General features: G+C 68.9%; 15 protein-coding genes and 1 tRNA gene. 6 read left to right on the top strand and 10 right to left on the bottom strand.

What is annotated here, in order from left to right; all coding sequences use genetic code 11:
• Positions 1-36: 36 nt before the first annotated feature.
• Both mnmG and V8246_RS05855 read right to left on the bottom strand, forming a co-directional pair.
• Positions 37-1,926: a tRNA uridine-5-carboxymethylaminomethyl(34) synthesis enzyme MnmG gene (gene mnmG, locus V8246_RS05860; RefSeq protein WP_336188364.1), complete on the bottom strand. Its 1,890-nt coding sequence runs from the start codon at positions 1,924-1,926 to the stop codon at positions 37-39.
• A 448-nt stretch (positions 1,927-2,374) separates the two neighbouring features.
• Positions 2,375-2,977, bottom strand: coding sequence for a hypothetical protein (locus tag V8246_RS05855; RefSeq protein ID WP_336188363.1), 603 nt, complete (start codon positions 2,975-2,977; stop codon positions 2,375-2,377).
• Between the two features lie 148 nt (positions 2,978-3,125).
• Here V8246_RS05855 and V8246_RS05850 point away from each other — a divergent pair, with 148 nt between their 5' ends.
• Genes V8246_RS05850 through V8246_RS05840 form a run of 3 tightly spaced genes read left to right on the top strand, consistent with a single transcriptional unit; the run spans position 3,126 to position 5,176 of the window.
• Positions 3,126-4,088 (top strand): pyridoxal-phosphate dependent enzyme, encoded by a 963-nt coding sequence (locus tag V8246_RS05850; RefSeq protein WP_336188362.1) that lies wholly within the window; start codon positions 3,126-3,128, stop codon positions 4,086-4,088.
• Positions 4,085-4,693, top strand: a complete 609-nt coding sequence (locus V8246_RS05845) for a YdcF family protein (protein WP_336188361.1) — start codon at positions 4,085-4,087, stop codon at positions 4,691-4,693. Before V8246_RS05850 ends, V8246_RS05845 begins: the two co-directional genes overlap by 4 nt.
• Before the next feature lie 45 nt (positions 4,694-4,738).
• On the top strand, positions 4,739-5,176 hold the full coding sequence (locus V8246_RS05840; protein ID WP_336188360.1) for a ketosteroid isomerase-related protein: 438 nt from the start codon (positions 4,739-4,741) through the stop codon (positions 5,174-5,176).
• 58 nt (positions 5,177-5,234) lie between these two features.
• On the opposite strand, the gene bioC is transcribed toward V8246_RS05840, so the two are convergent.
• The 4 genes from bioC to bioB all read right to left on the bottom strand — a co-directional run bounded on the left by bioC (position 5,235) and on the right by bioB (position 9,357).
• The gene (gene bioC / locus V8246_RS05835) at positions 5,235-6,134 is read right to left on the bottom strand and encodes a malonyl-ACP O-methyltransferase BioC (protein WP_336188359.1); all 900 of its coding nucleotides are present in this window, start codon (positions 6,132-6,134) and stop codon (positions 5,235-5,237) included.
• On the bottom strand, positions 6,131-6,904 hold the full coding sequence (gene bioH, locus V8246_RS05830; RefSeq protein WP_336188358.1) for a pimeloyl-ACP methyl ester esterase BioH: 774 nt from the start codon (positions 6,902-6,904) through the stop codon (positions 6,131-6,133). Before bioH ends, bioC begins: the two co-directional genes overlap by 4 nt.
• Positions 6,905-6,957: 53 nt before the next feature.
• Positions 6,958-8,157 (bottom strand): 8-amino-7-oxononanoate synthase, encoded by a 1,200-nt coding sequence (gene bioF, locus V8246_RS05825; RefSeq protein WP_336188357.1) that lies wholly within the window; start codon positions 8,155-8,157, stop codon positions 6,958-6,960.
• Positions 8,158-8,280: 123 nt separating this feature from the next.
• Positions 8,281-9,357, bottom strand: coding sequence for a biotin synthase BioB (bioB, locus tag V8246_RS05820; RefSeq protein ID WP_336188356.1), 1,077 nt, complete (start codon positions 9,355-9,357; stop codon positions 8,281-8,283).
• A gap of 61 nt (positions 9,358-9,418) precedes the next feature.
• Here bioB and V8246_RS05815 point away from each other — a divergent pair, with 61 nt between their 5' ends.
• Positions 9,419-10,123: a ComF family protein gene (locus V8246_RS05815; protein WP_336188355.1), complete on the top strand. Its 705-nt coding sequence runs from the start codon at positions 9,419-9,421 to the stop codon at positions 10,121-10,123.
• Between the two features lie 43 nt (positions 10,124-10,166).
• Here the strand turns inward: V8246_RS05815 and ubiA are convergent, their stop codons facing one another.
• Positions 10,167-11,081 (bottom strand): 4-hydroxybenzoate octaprenyltransferase, encoded by a 915-nt coding sequence (gene ubiA / locus V8246_RS05810; protein WP_336188354.1) that lies wholly within the window; start codon positions 11,079-11,081, stop codon positions 10,167-10,169.
• A 232-nt stretch (positions 11,082-11,313) separates the two neighbouring features.
• Between ubiA and V8246_RS05805 the strand changes: the two genes are divergently transcribed.
• Both V8246_RS05805 and V8246_RS05800 read left to right on the top strand, forming a co-directional pair.
• Positions 11,314-11,390: transfer RNA gene (locus tag V8246_RS05805), tRNA-Arg, on the top strand.
• 79 nt (positions 11,391-11,469) lie between these two features.
• The gene (locus V8246_RS05800; protein ID WP_336188353.1) at positions 11,470-12,090 is read left to right on the top strand and encodes a plasmid pRiA4b ORF-3 family protein; all 621 of its coding nucleotides are present in this window, start codon (positions 11,470-11,472) and stop codon (positions 12,088-12,090) included.
• Here the strand turns inward: V8246_RS05800 and V8246_RS05795 are convergent.
• The 3 genes from V8246_RS05795 to V8246_RS05785 all read right to left on the bottom strand — a co-directional run bounded on the left by V8246_RS05795 (position 12,087) and on the right by V8246_RS05785 (position 16,633).
• Complete coding sequence (locus tag V8246_RS05795; protein WP_336188352.1) at positions 12,087-12,848, bottom strand: hypothetical protein; 762 nt, start codon at positions 12,846-12,848, stop codon at positions 12,087-12,089. The genes V8246_RS05800 and V8246_RS05795 overlap by 4 nt on opposite strands.
• A complete protein-coding gene (locus V8246_RS05790) occupies positions 12,842-13,834 on the bottom strand; it encodes a winged helix-turn-helix domain-containing protein (protein WP_336188351.1) in 993 nt (330 codons plus the stop codon). Before V8246_RS05790 ends, V8246_RS05795 begins: the two co-directional genes overlap by 7 nt.
• A 741-nt stretch (positions 13,835-14,575) precedes the next feature.
• The gene (locus tag V8246_RS05785) at positions 14,576-16,633 is read right to left on the bottom strand and encodes a hypothetical protein (protein ID WP_336188350.1); all 2,058 of its coding nucleotides are present in this window, start codon (positions 16,631-16,633) and stop codon (positions 14,576-14,578) included.
• Between the last annotated feature and the right edge of the window lie 114 nt (positions 16,634-16,747).

Raw genomic sequence — 16,747 nt, 5'->3', positions numbered from 1 at the left:
GCGACTTACGTCGCTCCTACAACAGCCGAGCGGCGCTTACGCCACCCGCGTACGCCGTGCGCGCTCCAGGTGCACCAGCAGCAGCGAGATGGCGGCCGGCGTCATGCCGGGGATGCGCTGGGCCTGGCCGATGGTTTCCGGTTGCACGCGTTCCAGCTTCTGTTGCACTTCGGCCGACAGGCCGCGCACGCTGGCGAAATCGAAGCCCGCCGGGATCGGCGTGGATTCGTTGCGCTGCTGGCGTTCGATCTCGTCCCGCTGGCGGTCCAGGTAGCCGGCGTACTTCACGCCGATCTCCACCTGTTCGGCGACCTGCGCATCGTCCACGGCGGGACCGATGGACGGCACCGCCATCAGCTTCGCGTAGTCCAGCTCCGGACGCTTGATGAGGTCGAGTACGTTGGTCTCGCGGCTGACCTGCACGCCCAGCGTGTCGGCCACTTCGCGCCCCAGGGCGTTCGCGGGCGTGGCCCACAGCGCACGCAGGCGGCCCGTCTCGCGGGCGATGGCCTCGCGCTTGGCTTCGAAGCGCTGCCAGCGCGCGTCATCGACCAGGCCCAGCGCGCGGCCGGTTTCGGTGAGACGCAGATCGGCATTGTCCTCGCGCAGCTGCAACCGGTACTCGGCGCGGCTGGTGAACATGCGGTACGGCTCCTTGGTGCCGTGCGTGATCAGGTCGTCGACCAACACGCCGAGATAGGCCTCGTCGCGGCGCGGCGACCACGCCTCTTTCTGCTGCGCGAAGCGCGCAGCATTGAGGCCGGCGAGCAGGCCCTGCGCCGCCGCCTCTTCGTAGCCGGTGGTGCCGTTGATCTGGCCGGCGAAGAACAGGCCGGCGACCGCCTTGGTTTCCAGCGATGCCTTGAGCCCGCGTGGATCGAAGAAGTCGTACTCGATGGCGTAGCCCGGACGCGTGATGTGCGCGTGCTCCATGCCGCGGATGCTGCGTACCAGCGCCAGCTGCACATCGAACGGTAGCGAGGTGGAGATGCCGTTGGGATAGATCTCCGCGACATCGAGGCCTTCGGGCTCGACGAAGATCTGGTGGCTGGCCTTCTCGGCGAAGCGCACCACCTTGTCCTCGATGGATGGGCAGTAGCGCGGGCCGATGCCTTCGATCTGCCCGGAATACATCGGCGAACGGTGCAGCGCGCCGCGGATGATCTCGTGCGTCTGTTCGCTGGTGTGGGTGATCCAGCACGACACCTGGCGTGGATGGTCGGCGGCGCTGCCCATGAACGACATCGCCGGGCGCGGATCGTCGCCCGGCTGCTCCTCCATCACCGAATAGTCGAGCGAACGTCCGTCGATGCGCGGCGGCGTCCCCGTCTTCAGCCGATCGACCACGAACGCGCCTTCGCGCAGGCGCTGCGCCAGGGCGGTGGCCGGCGGATCACCGGCGCGCCCGCCGGCGTACTGCGTTTCGCCGACATGGATCTTGCCGGCGAGGAAGGTGCCGGCCGTCAGCACGACCGCCGGCGCATGGAAGGTCAGTCCCGTCTGGGTGACCGCGGCCCGGACGGTGCCGTTCTCGATGACAAGGTCATCGACGGCGGCCTGGAACAGCGTCAGGTTCGGCTGCGCTTCCACCGCGCGCCGGACCGCGCTGCGGTACAGCGCACGGTCGGCCTGGCAGCGCGTGGCGCGCACGGCCGGGCCTTTGGAGGCATTGAGCGTGCGCCACTGGATGCCGGCGCGGTCCGCCGCCCACGCCATCACGCCGCCCAAGGCATCGATCTCCTTGACCAGATGCCCCTTGCCGATGCCGCCGATGGCCGGGTTGCAGCTCATCGCGCCCACGGTTTCCACGTTGTGGGTCAGCAGCAGCGTGCGCGCCCCGGCGCGTGCGGACGCCAACGCGGCCTCGGTGCCGGCATGGCCGCCGCCGATGATGATGACGTCGTAGTGGTGGAAGCTCGGGATCATGAGGCGGTCGGTGGCGGAGGCCGGTGGGCGATCGGATGGGGAGGGCGGCGTTCTGCATCAAGGCAGGTCAAGTTGGCACGCTTCCTGCTGTATTCCCGTGCACCCGTCGTGGCAAGCGACCAGGGGCGCCGGGCTGGTAATTGGAACAGGGGCCAGCCATGCGCACGCCGGGGATGCCGGGGGGCCGGTAGTCGGGGGACTGCCGGCCCCTTTTTTCTGCGCGCAGGATACCAGAGCAAGAAAAAAGCCCGGCAAAGCCGGGCTTTCTGTTAGGCGCCGACGTCCGGCAGGGCCGGAACAGGGGGGATCCAGATTTCCCCACCGGACGTCGACATTGAACCTTTATTGCCGCTTACGTCAGAAAGCGACGCAACCGGTCAAGTCATGTTCGCAGCCTGCGACGACGGCAGGGGGAAAGCAACGGCTCGGACCGCTCCGGAGCCCCGGATCAGGGTTCGCGCTGACGGATGGTGTTGTCCGAACGACCGGATGGACGCGGCGGCGGGGCCGGACGCTCGATCCGGGCAGGTGCCTGCCGCTCCATCCGCTGCGGGCGTTCGGTCGCACGGGGCGCCGAGGGCGCCGGCATCACCCGCGGTGGCCGGTAGCCGCCTTCGCCCACGCGCGGCTGGCTCGGCGACGGCAATGCCTGGATGCTGCGGTTGGGCACCATCGGCTGGGAGCCGCCCTCACGCCAGCGACCGGTCGGGTCACGCCACGGGGGCGGACGGTTGCCGCCACCCGGCGGCTTGTCGCTGTCGCCCGGACGCGGCGGGCGCGGGTGATGATGGGGCGGGTAATAGGGATAGTACGGGCCGTAGTACCCGTAATAGGGGTAATAGCCGCGATAGCCGTAGGGGCTGCCGTAGCCGTAGCTGCCATAGACGCCGCCCCCGCCGTAATAGCCGCCGCCGTAAGGGTCGTAGTACTGCGTGCTCGGCCGGCCATGGTAGTAGCCGCCCGGGGCGGTGTCGCCGACGTAGTCGTACGTCGCACAGCCGCCCAGGGACAGGCTGGCGACGGCAAGGGCGTACAAGGATGAGCGCTTCATGTCGGGACCCCCCGGGGATTCTGTAGGCAGCATCGGCCCGATGCATTGAATCCGTGCTTAACCCGTCCGGACAGTGGCCGTTCGCGTCCTGCCCGTGCGGGCCCGCTTCAGCCGGCGGCGAACCGCGACGATGCGTTAACCTTTCGGCATGTCGATGCCCCTGCCCACCTACGACGACGTCCTTGCCGCCGCCGCCCGTATCGCACCCCATGCGCACGCCACGCCCGTCCTGCGCTCGCGCGCACTGGATGCGCTGGCCGGCTGCGAGCTGCATTTCAAGGCCGAGCCGCTGCAGCGGACGGGCGCCTTCAAGTTCCGCGGCGCGTGCAACGCCGTATGGGCGCTGGACGAAGCGACGGCGGCCCGCGGCGTGGTCACGCATTCGTCCGGCAACCATGGCGCCGCGTTGGCCCTGGCCGCGCGTACGCGGGGCATCCCGTGCCACGTGGTGGTGCCGGAAGGCGCCAACGCCGCCAAACGGGCCAACATCGCGCGTCAGGGCGCCACCCTGCACACCTGCGCGGCCACCATCGCCGCCCGCGAGGCGACGGCGGCGATGGTGCAGGCCGACACCGGCGCCCGCCTGGTGCATCCCTACACCGATCCGCATGTCATTGCCGGCCAGGGCACCGCCGCGCTTGAACTGATCAACGCCGAAGGCCCGCTGGACGTCCTCGTCGCACCGGTGGGCGGTGGCGGCCTACTGTCGGGCACGGCGATCGTCGCGGCCGCCACGGCGCCCGGCTGCCGCGTGCTGGGTGCCGAACCGGTCGGCGCCGCCGATACCGCCGACTCCCTGGCCGCCGGGGAACTGCGCCTGGACTTCACCCCCGACACCCTGTGCGACGGACTGCGCGGCACGCTGGGCGCCCCCAACTTCGCCCTGTTGCGCGCGCACCGGGTGGACGTGGTGACCGTGCCCGATGCCGAAACGCTCGTCGCGATGCGGCTACTGTGGGAATGCCTGAAACTGCTGGTGGAGCCCTCCTCCGCCATCGCGCTGGCGGCCATCCTTCGCCGCCGCGAACGCGTGGCCGGACAACGGGTCGGCGTGATCCTGTCCGGCGGCAATGTCGATCTGGACGCCCTGCCCTGGAAGGCCGCGGCATGAACGCGCGCCGCAGGAAGCCCCGGCGCGGGGTGTTCGGCTGGACCTGGCGGCTGCTGCTGCTGGTTCTGCTCTGGCTGGCCGGCGTGGCGGCCTACATCACCTGGGTCGGCCAGCGCGACGACGCCCGGCCCGCAGACGCCATCATCGTGCTGGGCGCGGCCGCCTACGACGCCAAGCCCTCGCCGGTGTTCGAAGAGCGCATCCGCCACGGCATCGCCCTCTACAAGCGCGGGCTTGCGCCCAAACTGATCTTCACCGGCGGCTACGGCGGCGTCGGCGCGCGCTTCTCCGAATCCCAGGTCGCGCGCCGCTATGCCTTGCGCCAGGGCGTGCCGGAGAAGGCGATCCTGATCGAATCGCTGTCGCGCAACACCCACGACAACCTGCGCCAGGCGTCGCTGCTGATGCAGCAGCACCAGCTGCACGATGTCATCGTGGTCAGCGACCCGCTGCATATGGCGCGCGCGCTGCGCATCAGCCAGGAGCTCGGCATCCGTGCGGTCGGCTCGCCCACGCCGACCAGCCGCTTCCGCACCTTCGCCACGCGCTGGCGGTTCCTGCTGCAGGAAGTGTATTTCTTCCACCGCGACCGCCTGCCGCGCTGAAGGCGTGGCGTATCATCGGCAGCCCGCCCACCTCCCGGACTCCCCATGAAGATCGACGGCACGCGCCGGCAGGACCGCGCCACCGAACTCGTCCTCAGCTACTACGCCGCCTTCAACCGCGGCGACTGGGAGGGCATGTTGGCGATGCTGAGCGATGACGTGGTGCACGACCTCAACCAGGGCGCGCGCGAAGTGGGGCGCGAAGCGTTCGCCGCCTTCCTGGGACGCATGAACGCCAGTTACCGCGAGCAACTGCGCGACATCGTGGTGCTGGTCACCCAGGACGGCCAGCGCGCGGCCGCCGAGTACGTGGTGCACGGCGAGTACCTGCATACCGACGAGGGCCTGCCACCGGCCGATGGCCAGACCTATACGCTGCCGGGCGGCGCCTTCTTCGACATCCGCGACGACCGCATCGCCCGCGTCACCAACTACTACAACCTGCAGGACTGGATCCGGCAGGTGCGCCGCGACAATCCCTGAGGCCGGCGCGACGCATGGCGAGTCGTAGCGAGTCCGTGCGGCGAACCCCGCGCCGACGCTACTCGCCGCGTCGCCGGATCGGGATCTTCGCCAGCGGCACCGTCGCGATGTCCTCCCCCTGCCCCCGTATCGGCGCGCCCGGCGGCGGCGCCCAGGCATGGGCGTAGATGACATCCCAGGTGCTGGGCAGCCTGCCATCCGCGCGACGCAAGGGCTCGTAGGCCGCCGCCGCGGCCGCGAAGCGTGCGCGACCGGTCAGCGTATGCCGGCGCTGGCGCAAGGCATTGGTCGCGCCCATCGCGCGCAGTTCGCGCATCAGCGCCGGCAGATCGTCGTAGGTGAGGGTGAAACGGTCGCGGTCGAGGACCGGATCGCGGAAGCCGGCCAGCATCAGCGCATCGCCGAACTGCGCGATGGCAGGGAACGGGCTGACATGCGGCGCATCGTCGGCCTGCGCGAACGCATCGCGCAGTTCCTGCAGCGTTTCCGGCCCGAACGTCGAGCACACCAGCAAGCCGCCGGGTTTCAGCACCCGGCGGAAGCCGGCGAACGCGGCCGGCAGGTCGTCCACCCACTGCAGGCTCAGGTTGCAGAACAGCACGTCGACGCTGGCTTCCGCCAGCGGCAATGCGCGCAGGTCGGCACAGACGCGCTGGAACGGTTTCCACCAGCCGGCCTGCTTCTTCGCCTCGCGCAACATGGGCAACGCCAGGTCCAGCGCGATCACCTGCGCCTTCGGCCAGCGCTTGCGCATGGTGGCGGCCGCGTGCGCGGGACCGCAGCCCACGTCCAGCACCACCTTCGGGTCGGCCGCATCCTGGCCCTGCCGCAGGGCGAAGTAGTCCAGCGACTCCAGCAGGCGCTTCTCGACTTCGTGCTGAAGCGCCGCCGCCGCATCGTAGCCGGCAGCCGAGCGCGAGAACGCGCGGCGGATGTGGCGTTGGTCGAACGTGCTCATGCGGCGGCCTCCGGCAGCGCCTGCATGAAGCGCTCCACCTCGGCCGCCACAAGGTCGGCGTGTCCCAGGAACGGTGCGTGGCCACCGCCGGCGATCTCGACGAAAGTGGCTTGCGGCGTGGCGGCGGCAGAAGCCCGCATCGCTTTCGACGGCACCAGCAGGTCGCGGCGCCCCGCCAGCCACAAGGTGGGGGCGGACAGTGCCGGCAGCGTCGCGCGCAGGTCGGACTGCTCGAGCAGCTTCAGGCCAGTCTGCAAGGCGGCAGGCGAAGGTTCGCCGCGTGCGTAGAGATCGAGCTTCAACGTACGCAACTCGCTGCGGGCATGTTCCGAGCCCATCGTGTCCAGCGCGAGGAACCGTTCCAGCGTGCCGGCATAGTCGTTGCGCAGGTCGTCGCCGAACTGTGCGAACACGCGGCCTTCCACGGCATGCGGCCAGTCGCCGTCCCGCACGAAGCGCGGCGTCGCCGCGATCATGGCCAGCCCACGCACCTGCGGCGACGATGCCGCCGCATGCAGCGCGAACAGACCGCCCAGCGACCATGCCAGCCAGGCGGCCGGCGGCGTGCGGGCGAGAACGGCGGCGACCGTCGCGTCCAGCGTCAGCGGAACCTCGCTGTCACGGCTGAAGCCGTGCCCGGGCAGGTCGACCAGATGCAGCGTGTAGCGGTCGGAGAGCCGCTGCACCAGCGGGGCGAACACGCCGCCATGCAGCGCCCAGCCATGCAGCAGCACCAGAGAGGGGCCGCTGCCGAGGGTTTCGATATGCATGCGCGTATTGTCGCCTATCCCGCGCCGTGCGGGATCGCGACAGGCCGCTTGCCTCAGGCCACGGCGCCGTGCACGCGCTGCACCGCTTCCCACGAGCGCGCCAGGGTGTCCACCAGACCGTCCACGTCCTGCGGCGAGTGCAGGGCCGACAGGGTCACCCGCAGCCTCGCCTTGCCGTCCGGCACGGTTGGCGGCCGGATCGCCGGCACCAGGTAGCCTGCACTGTCCAGCGCCGCCGCCAACGCGAGTGCGTTGCCATCGCTGCCGCACAGCACCGGCTGGATGGGCGAATCCGACGCCATCAGCTGCAGTCCGGCGCGCTGCGCGCCACTGCGGAAGCGGTCCACCAGCGACCGCAGCTTCTCGCGCCGCCACTGGTCGCGGCGCGCGTGCTTTACCGCCACGCGGGTGGCGGCCGCCAGCGCCGGAGGCAGTGCGGTGGTGTAGATGTAGGGGCGCGCGGTCTCGGCCAGATGCTGGATCAGCGTCTCTTCGCCCACGACGACGGCGCCGTAGCCACCCAGCGCCTTGCCCAGGGTGACCAGCTGCAGTGGCACGTCGGCCACGCCCATGCGCGCTTCGGCCACGCTGCCGCGACCTTCGGGCCCGCGCACGCCGACGCCGTGCGCATCGTCCACGAAGAACAGCGCCTGCTGCATGCGCGCCACCAGGCTCAGCGCACGCAACGGCGCGGTGTCGCCGTCCATGCTGAAGACACCATCGGTCGCCAGCATGGCCGCGCCATCCGGCTGCAGCTTCAGCTGGCGCAGGGCGCCTTCGGGATCCAGGTGCGGATAGCGTCGCAGCTTCGCGCCGGCCAGACGCGTGGCGTCGAGCAGGCTGGCGTGGTTGAGACGGTCCTGCACGCACACGTCGCCGTCCTCCAGCAGGGCCTGCTGCACGGCCAGGTTGGCGAGGAATCCGCTGCCGAACAGCAGCGCACGGGGATAGCCCAGCCAGTCCGCGATGTCCCGCTCCAGCCCCTCATGCGCCGCATGGTGGCCGCTGACCAGATGCGACGCACCGGCACCGGTGCCCTCGCGTGCGGCGGCGTCCTGCAGGGCGCTGGTGACTTCGAACTGCTGCGCCAGACCCAGATAGTCGTTGCTGCTGAATTCGGTCAGCCAGCGGCCGTCGACCTCCACGCGCACGCCATCGCGACGGCTGATGGTGCGGCGCGTGCGCTGGCGCGCCAGGGCCACGCGCTGCTGGCGCTGGGCGAGGATGCGGTCGTGCAGGTCGGGGCGTGTCATGGGTTCGGCACCGGGTACGGGAGCGCGCATCGGCGGCGGCCGGGACACGAAGACACCGACGCGCCGGGACGCGATGCCCGCGCCGGCGTGATGGCCCTCGTCATGTCCCCTGTGTTCCCCCGACTACGCCGCCTGGCCGCAGCACGGCGCAGGATGAGTGATGTCGGCGTGCACCGTACCGCTGCCGGCGCCTTCCATTCTGTGATGGTCGTGCACGTTTTCCATCTGCACCTGCATGGGTCGCAGCCCCAGGCGCGCGAACAGGGCCTGGTCGCGCTCGGTATCCGGGTTGCCCGTGGTCAGCAGCTTTTCGCCGTAGAAGATCGAATTGGCTCCGGCCAGGAAGCACAGCGCCTGCAGTTCGTCGCTCATGGCCTCGCGGCCGGCCGACAGGCGCACCATCGAGGCCGGCATCACGATGCGGGCAACGGCGATCGTGCGGACGAACTCGAACGGGTCCAGTTCGGTGGTGCCGTGCAGCGGCGTGCCGGCCACCTGTACCAGGCGGTTGATCGGCACCGAATCCGGATGCGCCGGCAGGTTCGCCAGCGCCTGCAGCAGGCCGGCGCGCTGGTCGCGCGATTCGCCCATGCCGACGATGCCGCCGCAGCAGGTCTTCATGCCGGCATCGCGGACATGCGCCAGCGTGTCCAGACGGTCCTGGTACTGGCGGGTGTGGATGATGTCGCCGTAGAAGTCGGGTGCGGTGTCGAGGTTGTGGTTGTAGTAGTCCAGGCCGGCGTCCTTCAACGCCTGCGCCTGCGCGCCGCTCAGCATCCCCAGCGTGGCGCAGGTCTCCAGGCCCAGCGCCTTCACCCCGCGGATCATCTCGGCGACCTTGGGGATGTCGCGGTCCTTCGGCGACCGCCAGGCCGCGCCCATGCAGAAGCGCGACGCCCCGGCGGCTTTGGCCTGCGCCGCCTTCGCCAGCACCTGCTCGGCGTCCATCAGCTTCTGCGCCTCCACACCGGTGTCGTAGCGCTGCGCCTGCGGGCAGTAGGCGCAATCCTCCGGACAGCCGCCGGTCTTCACCGACAGCAGGGTGGAGACCTGGACTTCCGCCGGATCGAAATGCGCGCGATGCACGGTCGCGGCCCGGTGCAGCAGGTCCGGGAACGGCAGATCGAACAGCGCCAGCAGCTCCTCCCGTTGCCAGTCATGGCGCAGCAGGGGGGTATCGCTGGAAATGTGAGCGGACATCGCAGCCTCGGCGGATTACAGTCGCGGAAGTCTGGAAACCGGGTCCCGCCCTGTCAACCGCATGGATGCTCCGAAAGTTGACGACTGGTGGCGCCGGGCCAGCCGGTCGCTGCTCACGCCCCGCTGCCTTATCTGTCGCGAACGCGGCTGCAACGGGCGCGATCTGTGCGCCTCATGCGCCGATCGGCTTCCCTGGAACCGGATCGCATGCCTGCAATGCGGGCTTCCGATGTCCGCACCCGGAGTCTGCGGTGACTGTCTGCGGGATCCGCCCTTGCTGGCGGAGACACGGGCGGTGTTCGTATACGGTTTTCCGCTGGACCGGCTGGTGCCGCGCTTCAAGTTCCATCGCGACCTGGCGGCCGGACGCCTGATGGCCGATCTGATGGCCGGCGCCCTGGTGTCTGCGCCGCGTCCGGATGCCCTGGTGCCGGTGCCGCTGCACGCCCGCCGCATCCGACAACGTGGCTACGACCAGGCGCTGGAACTGGCGCGCCCGCTGGCCGCCGCGCTGGCCCTGCCGCTGCGCGCAGACCTGCTGCAGCGCATCCGCGCCACGGCAGCGCAGTCCGAACTCGATGCGGACCAGCGCCGGCGCAACCTGGCCCGCGCGTTCGCCGTGGCGGACCAGGCCGCCCTGCCGGCGCATGTGGCGCTGGTCGACGACGTGATGACCACGGGCGCCACGCTGGCGGCGGCGGCCCATGCGCTGCGGGCCGTGGGCGTCGAGCGGGTGGATGCCTGGGTGTGCGCGCGGGTGCCATGAGGCCGCCGTCGCCCTGTGACGGACAGCTGCCTGTGCGCCCTGGTCAGAAGGGCCAGACCGCCAGACCGGACAGGTCCAGCGCCAGACCGGCGAATACCGCCGCGCCCACCCAGTTGTTGTGCAGGAAGGCGCGGAAGCAGGCCTCGCGCTCGCGGTGGCGCGCCAGCACGAACTCCCAGGCGATCAGCAGCGCGGCCACGCCCAGCGCCAGCAGGTGGTAATACAGCCCCAGCCCCGCCTGCCGGCCGACCAGATACAGCGCCACCAGCATCAACGCGTACAGCACGCCCTGAATCACCAGGTCCAGATCGCCGAACAGGATCGCCGTGGACTTGGATCCGGCACGGATGTCGTCCTCGCGATCCACCATCGCATACCAGGTGTCGTACGCCGTGGCCCACAGGATATTGGCGCCGTACAGCACCCAGGCCACCGGCGGCACCTCGCCCTGCACGGCGGCGAACGCCATCGGGATGCCCCAGCCGAAGGCCAGGCCCAGATAGACCTGCGGCAGATAGGTATAGCGCTTCAGATACGGATAGCTGGCCGCCAGGAACAGGCCGGCCAAGCTCAGCCAGACGGTCAGGCGGTTCAACGTGAGCACCAGCCCGAACGCCACCAGCATCAGCACGGCGAACACGGCCAGGGCTTCGCGCCCGGAGACCGCGCCGGTCGCGAGCGGACGCCCGCGCGTGCGTTCCACCTGCGGGTCCAGCCAACGGTCGGCGTAATCGTTGATCACGCATCCCGCGGAACGGGTCAGCCACACGCCGGCCGTGAACACGAACAGGGTCCACGCCGGCGGCACGCCGTCGGCCGCCAGCCACAGGGCCCACCAGGTGGGCCACAGCAGCAGCAGCACCCCGATGGGGCGATCGCCGCGCACCAGCTTCCAGTACTGGCCCAGCCGCTCGCGCCAGCGCGGCATGGCGTCGGTTTCGAAACGCTCGTATCCCATGCGCGAAAGGGTAGCAGGCGCGCCCCGTCGCCCGGACCCCGGCAGCGCCTTTTCGGCGAAGTGGGCCACACTGCCGGTTTGCGGCTAGAATGCCCGTCCCGTGCGCCCGTAGCTCAGCCGGATAGAGTAGTGGCTTCCGAAGCTCCTACTCATCCGTTAAAGGCGCCGGGTAAAGTGTCACAGGGCCTGAACCCGGTTTCAGGCCGGTTTGAAGAAAAAGTCCTTTAAAAACGCGCCCGTAGCTCAGCCGGATAGAGTAGTGGCTTCCGAAGCCATTGGTCGGGGGTTCGAATCCCTCCGGGCGCGCCAAGAACCCTGTGACAAATCTGGGACAGATCTGGGACAAAACCTGATCGGGTCCCCTACCCGGATTGATTAAAGGCGCGCCATGCCCCAACCCATCCTCCAGATCCGGGTCGAGCTCCAGGAGATCGAACCGCTGATCTGGCGCCGCCTGCAGGTGCCGGGCGACTGCACCTTCTGGGACCTGCACGTCGCCATTCAGAGCGCCTTCGCCTGGACCGACACCCACCTGCATGAGTTCCGACCCTGGGGCCAGCGCGATGGCCATCCGCGCTTCGGCATGCCGCTGGACGACTTCGACGACAACCCGCCCCTGCCCGGCTGGGAACACCGAGTGGCCGACGTCCTGACCCGTGCCAATCCCCGAATCGAGTACGAATACGACTTCGGCGAAGGCTGGGAGCATACGGTCGTGCTCGAGGAGATCCTCGAGGCGGCGCCGGGCAAGAAGTACCCGCGCTGCACCGCCGGCGAGCGCTCGGCGCCGCCCGACGACTGCGGCGGCCCGGGCGGCTACGAAAGCCTGCTCGAAACCCTGGCGGACCCCGAGGACCCGGAACACAAGTCGTCCCACGTCTGGGCCAGCAGCCAGAAGGGCCAGCGCGGCAAGTTCGACCCCGAGGCCTTCGACGAGCAGCAGGTGAAGTTCGCCAACCCGGCGCCGCGGCTCAAGCGGCTGCTGGCGTACATTGCTTCCCAGCGTTAGCCGCCGAAGTTCTTACGCAGTTGCGCGAGCAAGGCGTCCGGTGGCTCCTGTACGCCAAGCTGGGCCAGCAGTTCCTTCGTGACGTCCGGTTCCGCATCCCGGCAGAACCGATCCACGTCCTCCCGGATGGCGTCTGGCAAATCGATGCGATCCGCTTCGGACAGGAGTTGCGAGAGGCGCAGCACATCGTTGCAGTGCTTGCGGATGTGTCGGCTGTCCACGGCGTCCGGCTCGCGCGCTTTGCGCGCCACGAGATCGAGCCAGGCCCTTGCCTTCAGAGGGATCAAGGCTTTTTCGGTGACAACGTGGACGCCACCCAGCATGCGCGTGTTCGCGTACAGGAAGGCGTAGTAGTCGTTGTCTAGGAGAATGGCGGACAAGCTCTGCACTTGCTGTTCGAAGGGCACGGGCGTGAGGTGTGCGCCGTCGGCCAGAGGGGTGTGCCCGGGTTCGCGGGCGAAGAACTCCAGCATGTGCGGGTACGAGGCGTCCTTGGGTTTGATGAACCGGTAGAAACAAGGCTCGCCCTCTCTTCGCTGCCGCTCCTCGTAGCCGCCCGCTTCGACGAAAGACCAGAGCTTGCCGCCGAAGGCAGGATCCAATGCTTCCACGCAAAGAACGATGTCCAGGTCCTTCGTGGCCCGGGCTTGCAGGCCGGCATCCTCCAGCACCAGTTGTGAGGCAACGCCACCGATGAGCACGTAGCGCGCTTCATCTCCGCCGAAGAACGCGGCAAACGTGTCCAGTCCCTTTACCACGCAATCCTCTCCATCAACTCGTCGATGGCGAGCTGGAGGCGTTCATCCTTGGAATTTCCGAGGCTTAGCGCCAGGGACAGGGGATCGACGCACCCCCGTTCCGACATCGGGTCTGGCGAGTATCGCCAAAGCTCGACGATGCAGGTCCCCATATCCGGCGTGGGAATGTTCCTGGGAGCGCTTGTCTTCGGCCACTGCCCACTCGCAACCGCGTACGCAGGCTCCGCCGGATCGGCCAGTTCGGTCAATGCCGCCAGCGCACTCTCGCCGGCGCGCAGCGTGATTCCAGCCGGAAGCTCCGACGCAGGAACCCGCAGTCGCTGCCTTACCGGGCTTCTCAGGTACGACCTTGCGCGGCTCCAAACGACGACTGGCTCTTCCGCCAAGCCAATGAACCGCTCGCGACCCTTCATCTCGCTGGTGATCAGCCCGCTTGCCTCCAGCTCCTTGACAGCCTGGCTTACGCTGGCCGCCGTGCGCCCCAGTGCCCCGGCGGCCGAGCTGATGGTCACCGGTGGCAGAAGGCGCCGGAGCAGCAGCGAAATCAGCAACTGCTGCGCAATGGGTCCCAACGTCTGTACCGACCTGGGGCGCGAACGTTTCGGTCGCTGCGTCGTTTCAGCGCTGCCGATCGCAGGCCAGAACAGCTGGCGCCCCGGAACGACGAATGGCTGCCCCAATTCCACCAAGCGTCGGCGCAGGTAGGGCGCCAGATGCTCTGCGACCAGACAGACGCCCGCAGGACCTGGTTTCGCCAGGCCGGCCAGCAGCTGCCCCAGTTGCTTCAAGAGCTGGAGCGGCGGGACTGGATCTGCCTGACGCAGGTACGCGACCACCCATACCTTGCCAGCGAGCCTGACGAGATGCGGCTCGTAGCTTTGTTTGAGGTACCTGGGAAGCGCAGGGCCATTCCACGGCAGCGCCACCGGCTCGAGGCCGGTGGTTTGCTGGATATAGGCGTGGAACGGGGCGGTCAAAGCATGCATGGCCGTAGCCTAACACTTAACAACACTAAAATAAATATATTTAGTGTTGTTGAACTTAGCGCCCCAAACAACGCGCGCACCAGTTTCCAGCGGACTGGGCAGTTGACCTTTACTCCCTTCAATGTGCCGACAAAAGCATTTAACTTCGGTGCGAAGCGACCCTAAACGATCTTCGGGAGCGTCGGCCTGAATGCCCGGAACCGCCAGCGGAGTGCGCGAGGCCTCTGGAGGCTGCTCGCAATCCATTGCCACCGTTGATCTTTCACGGCTTCCGAAGCCATTGGTCGGGGGTTCGAATCCCTCCGGGCGCGCCATCTCTCTTCCGCACCGACCGGGCCGCCGGCCCTGGTACGGAGTGCCTTCCGCCCTCCCCTTCCAGCGCCCGCGGCACCACCCCGCGTCCCGCGCACTTCCGTCCGCTACGGCGAGGGCGGCACCGACATCGAAGCATGCTCCTTTCCTGGCGTCATGGGAAAGCCAGGTAGGCGGCATCGTGCCCGACCGCCGAAGCGCCATCGCGATCGGTGGCGGGAGATCCGCCGCGGCACGTTCTCACGCCGCAGGGTCGTCAACTTCGTAGCGCCCCACACCTGAGTGCAGCGCGATTCCGTCGCGCCCCCTCAACATCCCCAAGGGCCATCGACATCGCAGCCCGTGCGGCGGATGCGACCGGACGCGATGATGCGCTTCCTGCCGGCACCGGGCATCCCCGGTGCCGGCAGGCGCGTCACATGTCCGCCTTCAGTTCCCGGTCGCCGTCACGGTGCACTGGAACGACACGGTGACCTGACCGCCCACGGGCAGCGCCGGCAGAACGATGCCGCCGCCCAACAGGCTGCTGGTGGTCACGGTCGGCGAGGGGCAGCTGGCACCTCCCGTGGCCGTGCACGTGGCCGAGCCGCCCGGCGGCGTGGTGCAGTCCAGCCCACTGCCGGGAACGTCCGTCAGCACCACATTGGTCGCGTTCGCCGGCCCGTTGTTGGTCGCGACCAGGGTGTAGGTGATCGTATCGCCGGTCAGCACCGGATCCGGCGATGCGGACTTCACCACCTGCAGGTCGGCGCCGCACTGGGGCGACAGGGCGAGCGAGGCGGTGTTGTTGCCGGTACCGCCCGGCGGCGTGGGCGATGCGAAGCCGGACTGCACCGTGGTGCCCTCGCTCATCCCCGCAGGCGTGGCGATGGTGGAGACGTTGGTGGTCGTGGCGCACGCCGAGGCGCCGGTCGCGACCGCCGTGACCGTGTAGGTCAGCGTGCCCCCGGCACTGCCGTTCCCCGCCGGCAGGAACGCATTGCCGGTGATGGCGCCGGAACCCGACACCGCGGGGCATACCGCCCCATTGCTCGCCACACAGGTCCACCCGGTGAACGTGATCCCGGCCGGCGCCGGGTCGCTGATGGCGGCCGTCGCATCGTGCGATGTCGTGGGGCCGGTCAGGGTACGGGCCGTGTTGTTGGCATAGGTGACGGTGTAGGTGAAGGGCACGCCGATCACCGGGGCGGCCACGCTGGCGGTCTTGGTCGTCAGCAGATCGATGTCGTTGTCGACGATGATCAGGCTGGCCGCATTGATGGCCGTCGCGCAGGCCGCGCTGTTGCCGGCAATCTGGCTGACCAGCGGCGACAGGCTCCCGGCGTGGGCGATGGTGCCGGTGGTGTAGCCCAGGGTCTCATTGTCCTCGATGACGGTCAGGTCGTTGATCGTCAGTGGAATGCGGATGCGTCCGCCGCCGTTCGGCTGGGCGCTGGCCAGCACGTTGGGGTCGTACGTGCCGGTCGGCAGCGTGAGCAGGATGTCGCCATTGGCATCCACCGTCAGCGAACCGCGGGTGGGGGCGCCCACGGTGAAATCGCTGGCAGGCTGCGCGGTGCCGGACCGCACCAGGCGTATGGTCGCGCTGCCGCCCTGGATGACGCCGTTGACCAGGATGTCCAGGTACACCACCGGGGCGCCGAACTCCGTCGCGGTGGAAATGGCGGTTCCGGCACCATCCACGAAACCCCGCAGGTCGAACAGCGGCGAGAGCCTGATATCGATGTCGTCGACGAAGTTGCCGGCCGAACTCGACGGGCCGGTCACGTACTCGAAATTGAACAGATGGGCGCCGCTCTGCGACGCGACGGGGAACACGCCGGTGTGATTGACCCAGGACGCCGTGGTGGCGCTCAGGATGGGGGACGTGAAGAGGGACGTGCCGTTGGGCGAGAACAGGCGAACCCGCATGGTATCCGTGCGGGCCAGCCCGTCGAGCGTCCTCGCCCGATGCCACACCGACCAGGCAGGCGTCTCGCCGGCCACGACGCACAGCGACTGGCCGATGGGTTCGCTCGTGGAATTGGAGGCGATCTCCGCATACTGGTTGCCGCTATGCGGCACCCAGAAGTAGTTGAACGCGACCAGCTGGTTGGCGCCCGTGGTGTTGCGCCACACCTCCACCGTGCCCGCCCCGGGATACGTGGGGCCATTCGCGCGCCAGCCGAAGGTAGCCAGCAGCGGTTCGGTCGTGATCTGGGTGTTGCTGTAGCGGCGCTCGCAGACCCCTCCGCTGCAGCCCCCCGGAGCCGTGAATCCGGCCACCGGCGTGACCGCATCGTTGCTGATCTGGAAGTTCTCGAAATCGCCGTTGATGATGGCGCGGGTGGGAATGGTCTGCGCCAGCGCGGCGGGCGACAGCGCCACCAGAACCCCCATCAGGATCGCCAGCGGCAAGGACGAGAACGACCGCGCGCGCCCGCCCGCGGGCTGTTCGCACCCTGTCGAGGGGTTGCGGGCGATGGAAACGGGGGAGATGCAGCTCATGCTCGGGTTCCGTGACTCTGATCACAGAACACTCGGCATCATGTCTCAGAACCGGACAGACATGCGGGGCGGCAGGCGCAGGCGCCCGCGCGGTCGGGCCTTGCGCCTCGCCGC

It is taken from the genome of Pseudoxanthomonas sp. F11, assembly GCF_037046485.1.
Lineage (GTDB): Bacteria > Pseudomonadota > Gammaproteobacteria > Xanthomonadales > Xanthomonadaceae > Pseudoxanthomonas_A.
Note: the sequence above shows the minus strand (reverse complement) of the source record. Positions and strands in the feature narration are given on the sequence as shown.

Excerpts from the sequence above, each read along its gene's own strand:
- bioC (WP_336188359.1), bottom strand. The coding sequence starts at position 6,134 with ATGAGCACGTTCGACCAACGCCACATCCGCCGCGCGTTCTCGCGCTCG.
- ubiA (WP_336188354.1), bottom strand. The coding sequence starts at position 11,081 with ATGGGATACGAGCGTTTCGAAACCGACGCCATGCCGCGCTGGCGCGAG.
- V8246_RS05790 (WP_336188351.1), bottom strand. The coding sequence starts at position 13,834 with ATGCATGCTTTGACCGCCCCGTTCCACGCCTATATCCAGCAAACCACC.
- V8246_RS05845 (WP_336188361.1), top strand. The coding sequence starts at position 4,085 with ATGAACGCGCGCCGCAGGAAGCCCCGGCGCGGGGTGTTCGGCTGGACC.
- V8246_RS05840 (WP_336188360.1), top strand. The coding sequence starts at position 4,739 with ATGAAGATCGACGGCACGCGCCGGCAGGACCGCGCCACCGAACTCGTC.
- V8246_RS05785 (WP_336188350.1), bottom strand. The coding sequence starts at position 16,633 with ATGAGCTGCATCTCCCCCGTTTCCATCGCCCGCAACCCCTCGACAGGG.
- bioB (WP_336188356.1), bottom strand. The coding sequence starts at position 9,357 with ATGTCCGCTCACATTTCCAGCGATACCCCCCTGCTGCGCCATGACTGG.
- V8246_RS05815 (WP_336188355.1), top strand. The coding sequence starts at position 9,419 with ATGGATGCTCCGAAAGTTGACGACTGGTGGCGCCGGGCCAGCCGGTCG.
- bioF (WP_336188357.1), bottom strand. The coding sequence starts at position 8,157 with ATGACACGCCCCGACCTGCACGACCGCATCCTCGCCCAGCGCCAGCAG.
- mnmG (WP_336188364.1), bottom strand. The coding sequence starts at position 1,926 with ATGATCCCGAGCTTCCACCACTACGACGTCATCATCATCGGCGGCGGC.
- bioH (WP_336188358.1), bottom strand. The coding sequence starts at position 6,904 with ATGCATATCGAAACCCTCGGCAGCGGCCCCTCTCTGGTGCTGCTGCAT.
- V8246_RS05850 (WP_336188362.1), top strand. The coding sequence starts at position 3,126 with ATGTCGATGCCCCTGCCCACCTACGACGACGTCCTTGCCGCCGCCGCC.
- V8246_RS05855 (WP_336188363.1), bottom strand. The coding sequence starts at position 2,977 with ATGAAGCGCTCATCCTTGTACGCCCTTGCCGTCGCCAGCCTGTCCCTG.
- V8246_RS05800 (WP_336188353.1), top strand. The coding sequence starts at position 11,470 with ATGCCCCAACCCATCCTCCAGATCCGGGTCGAGCTCCAGGAGATCGAA.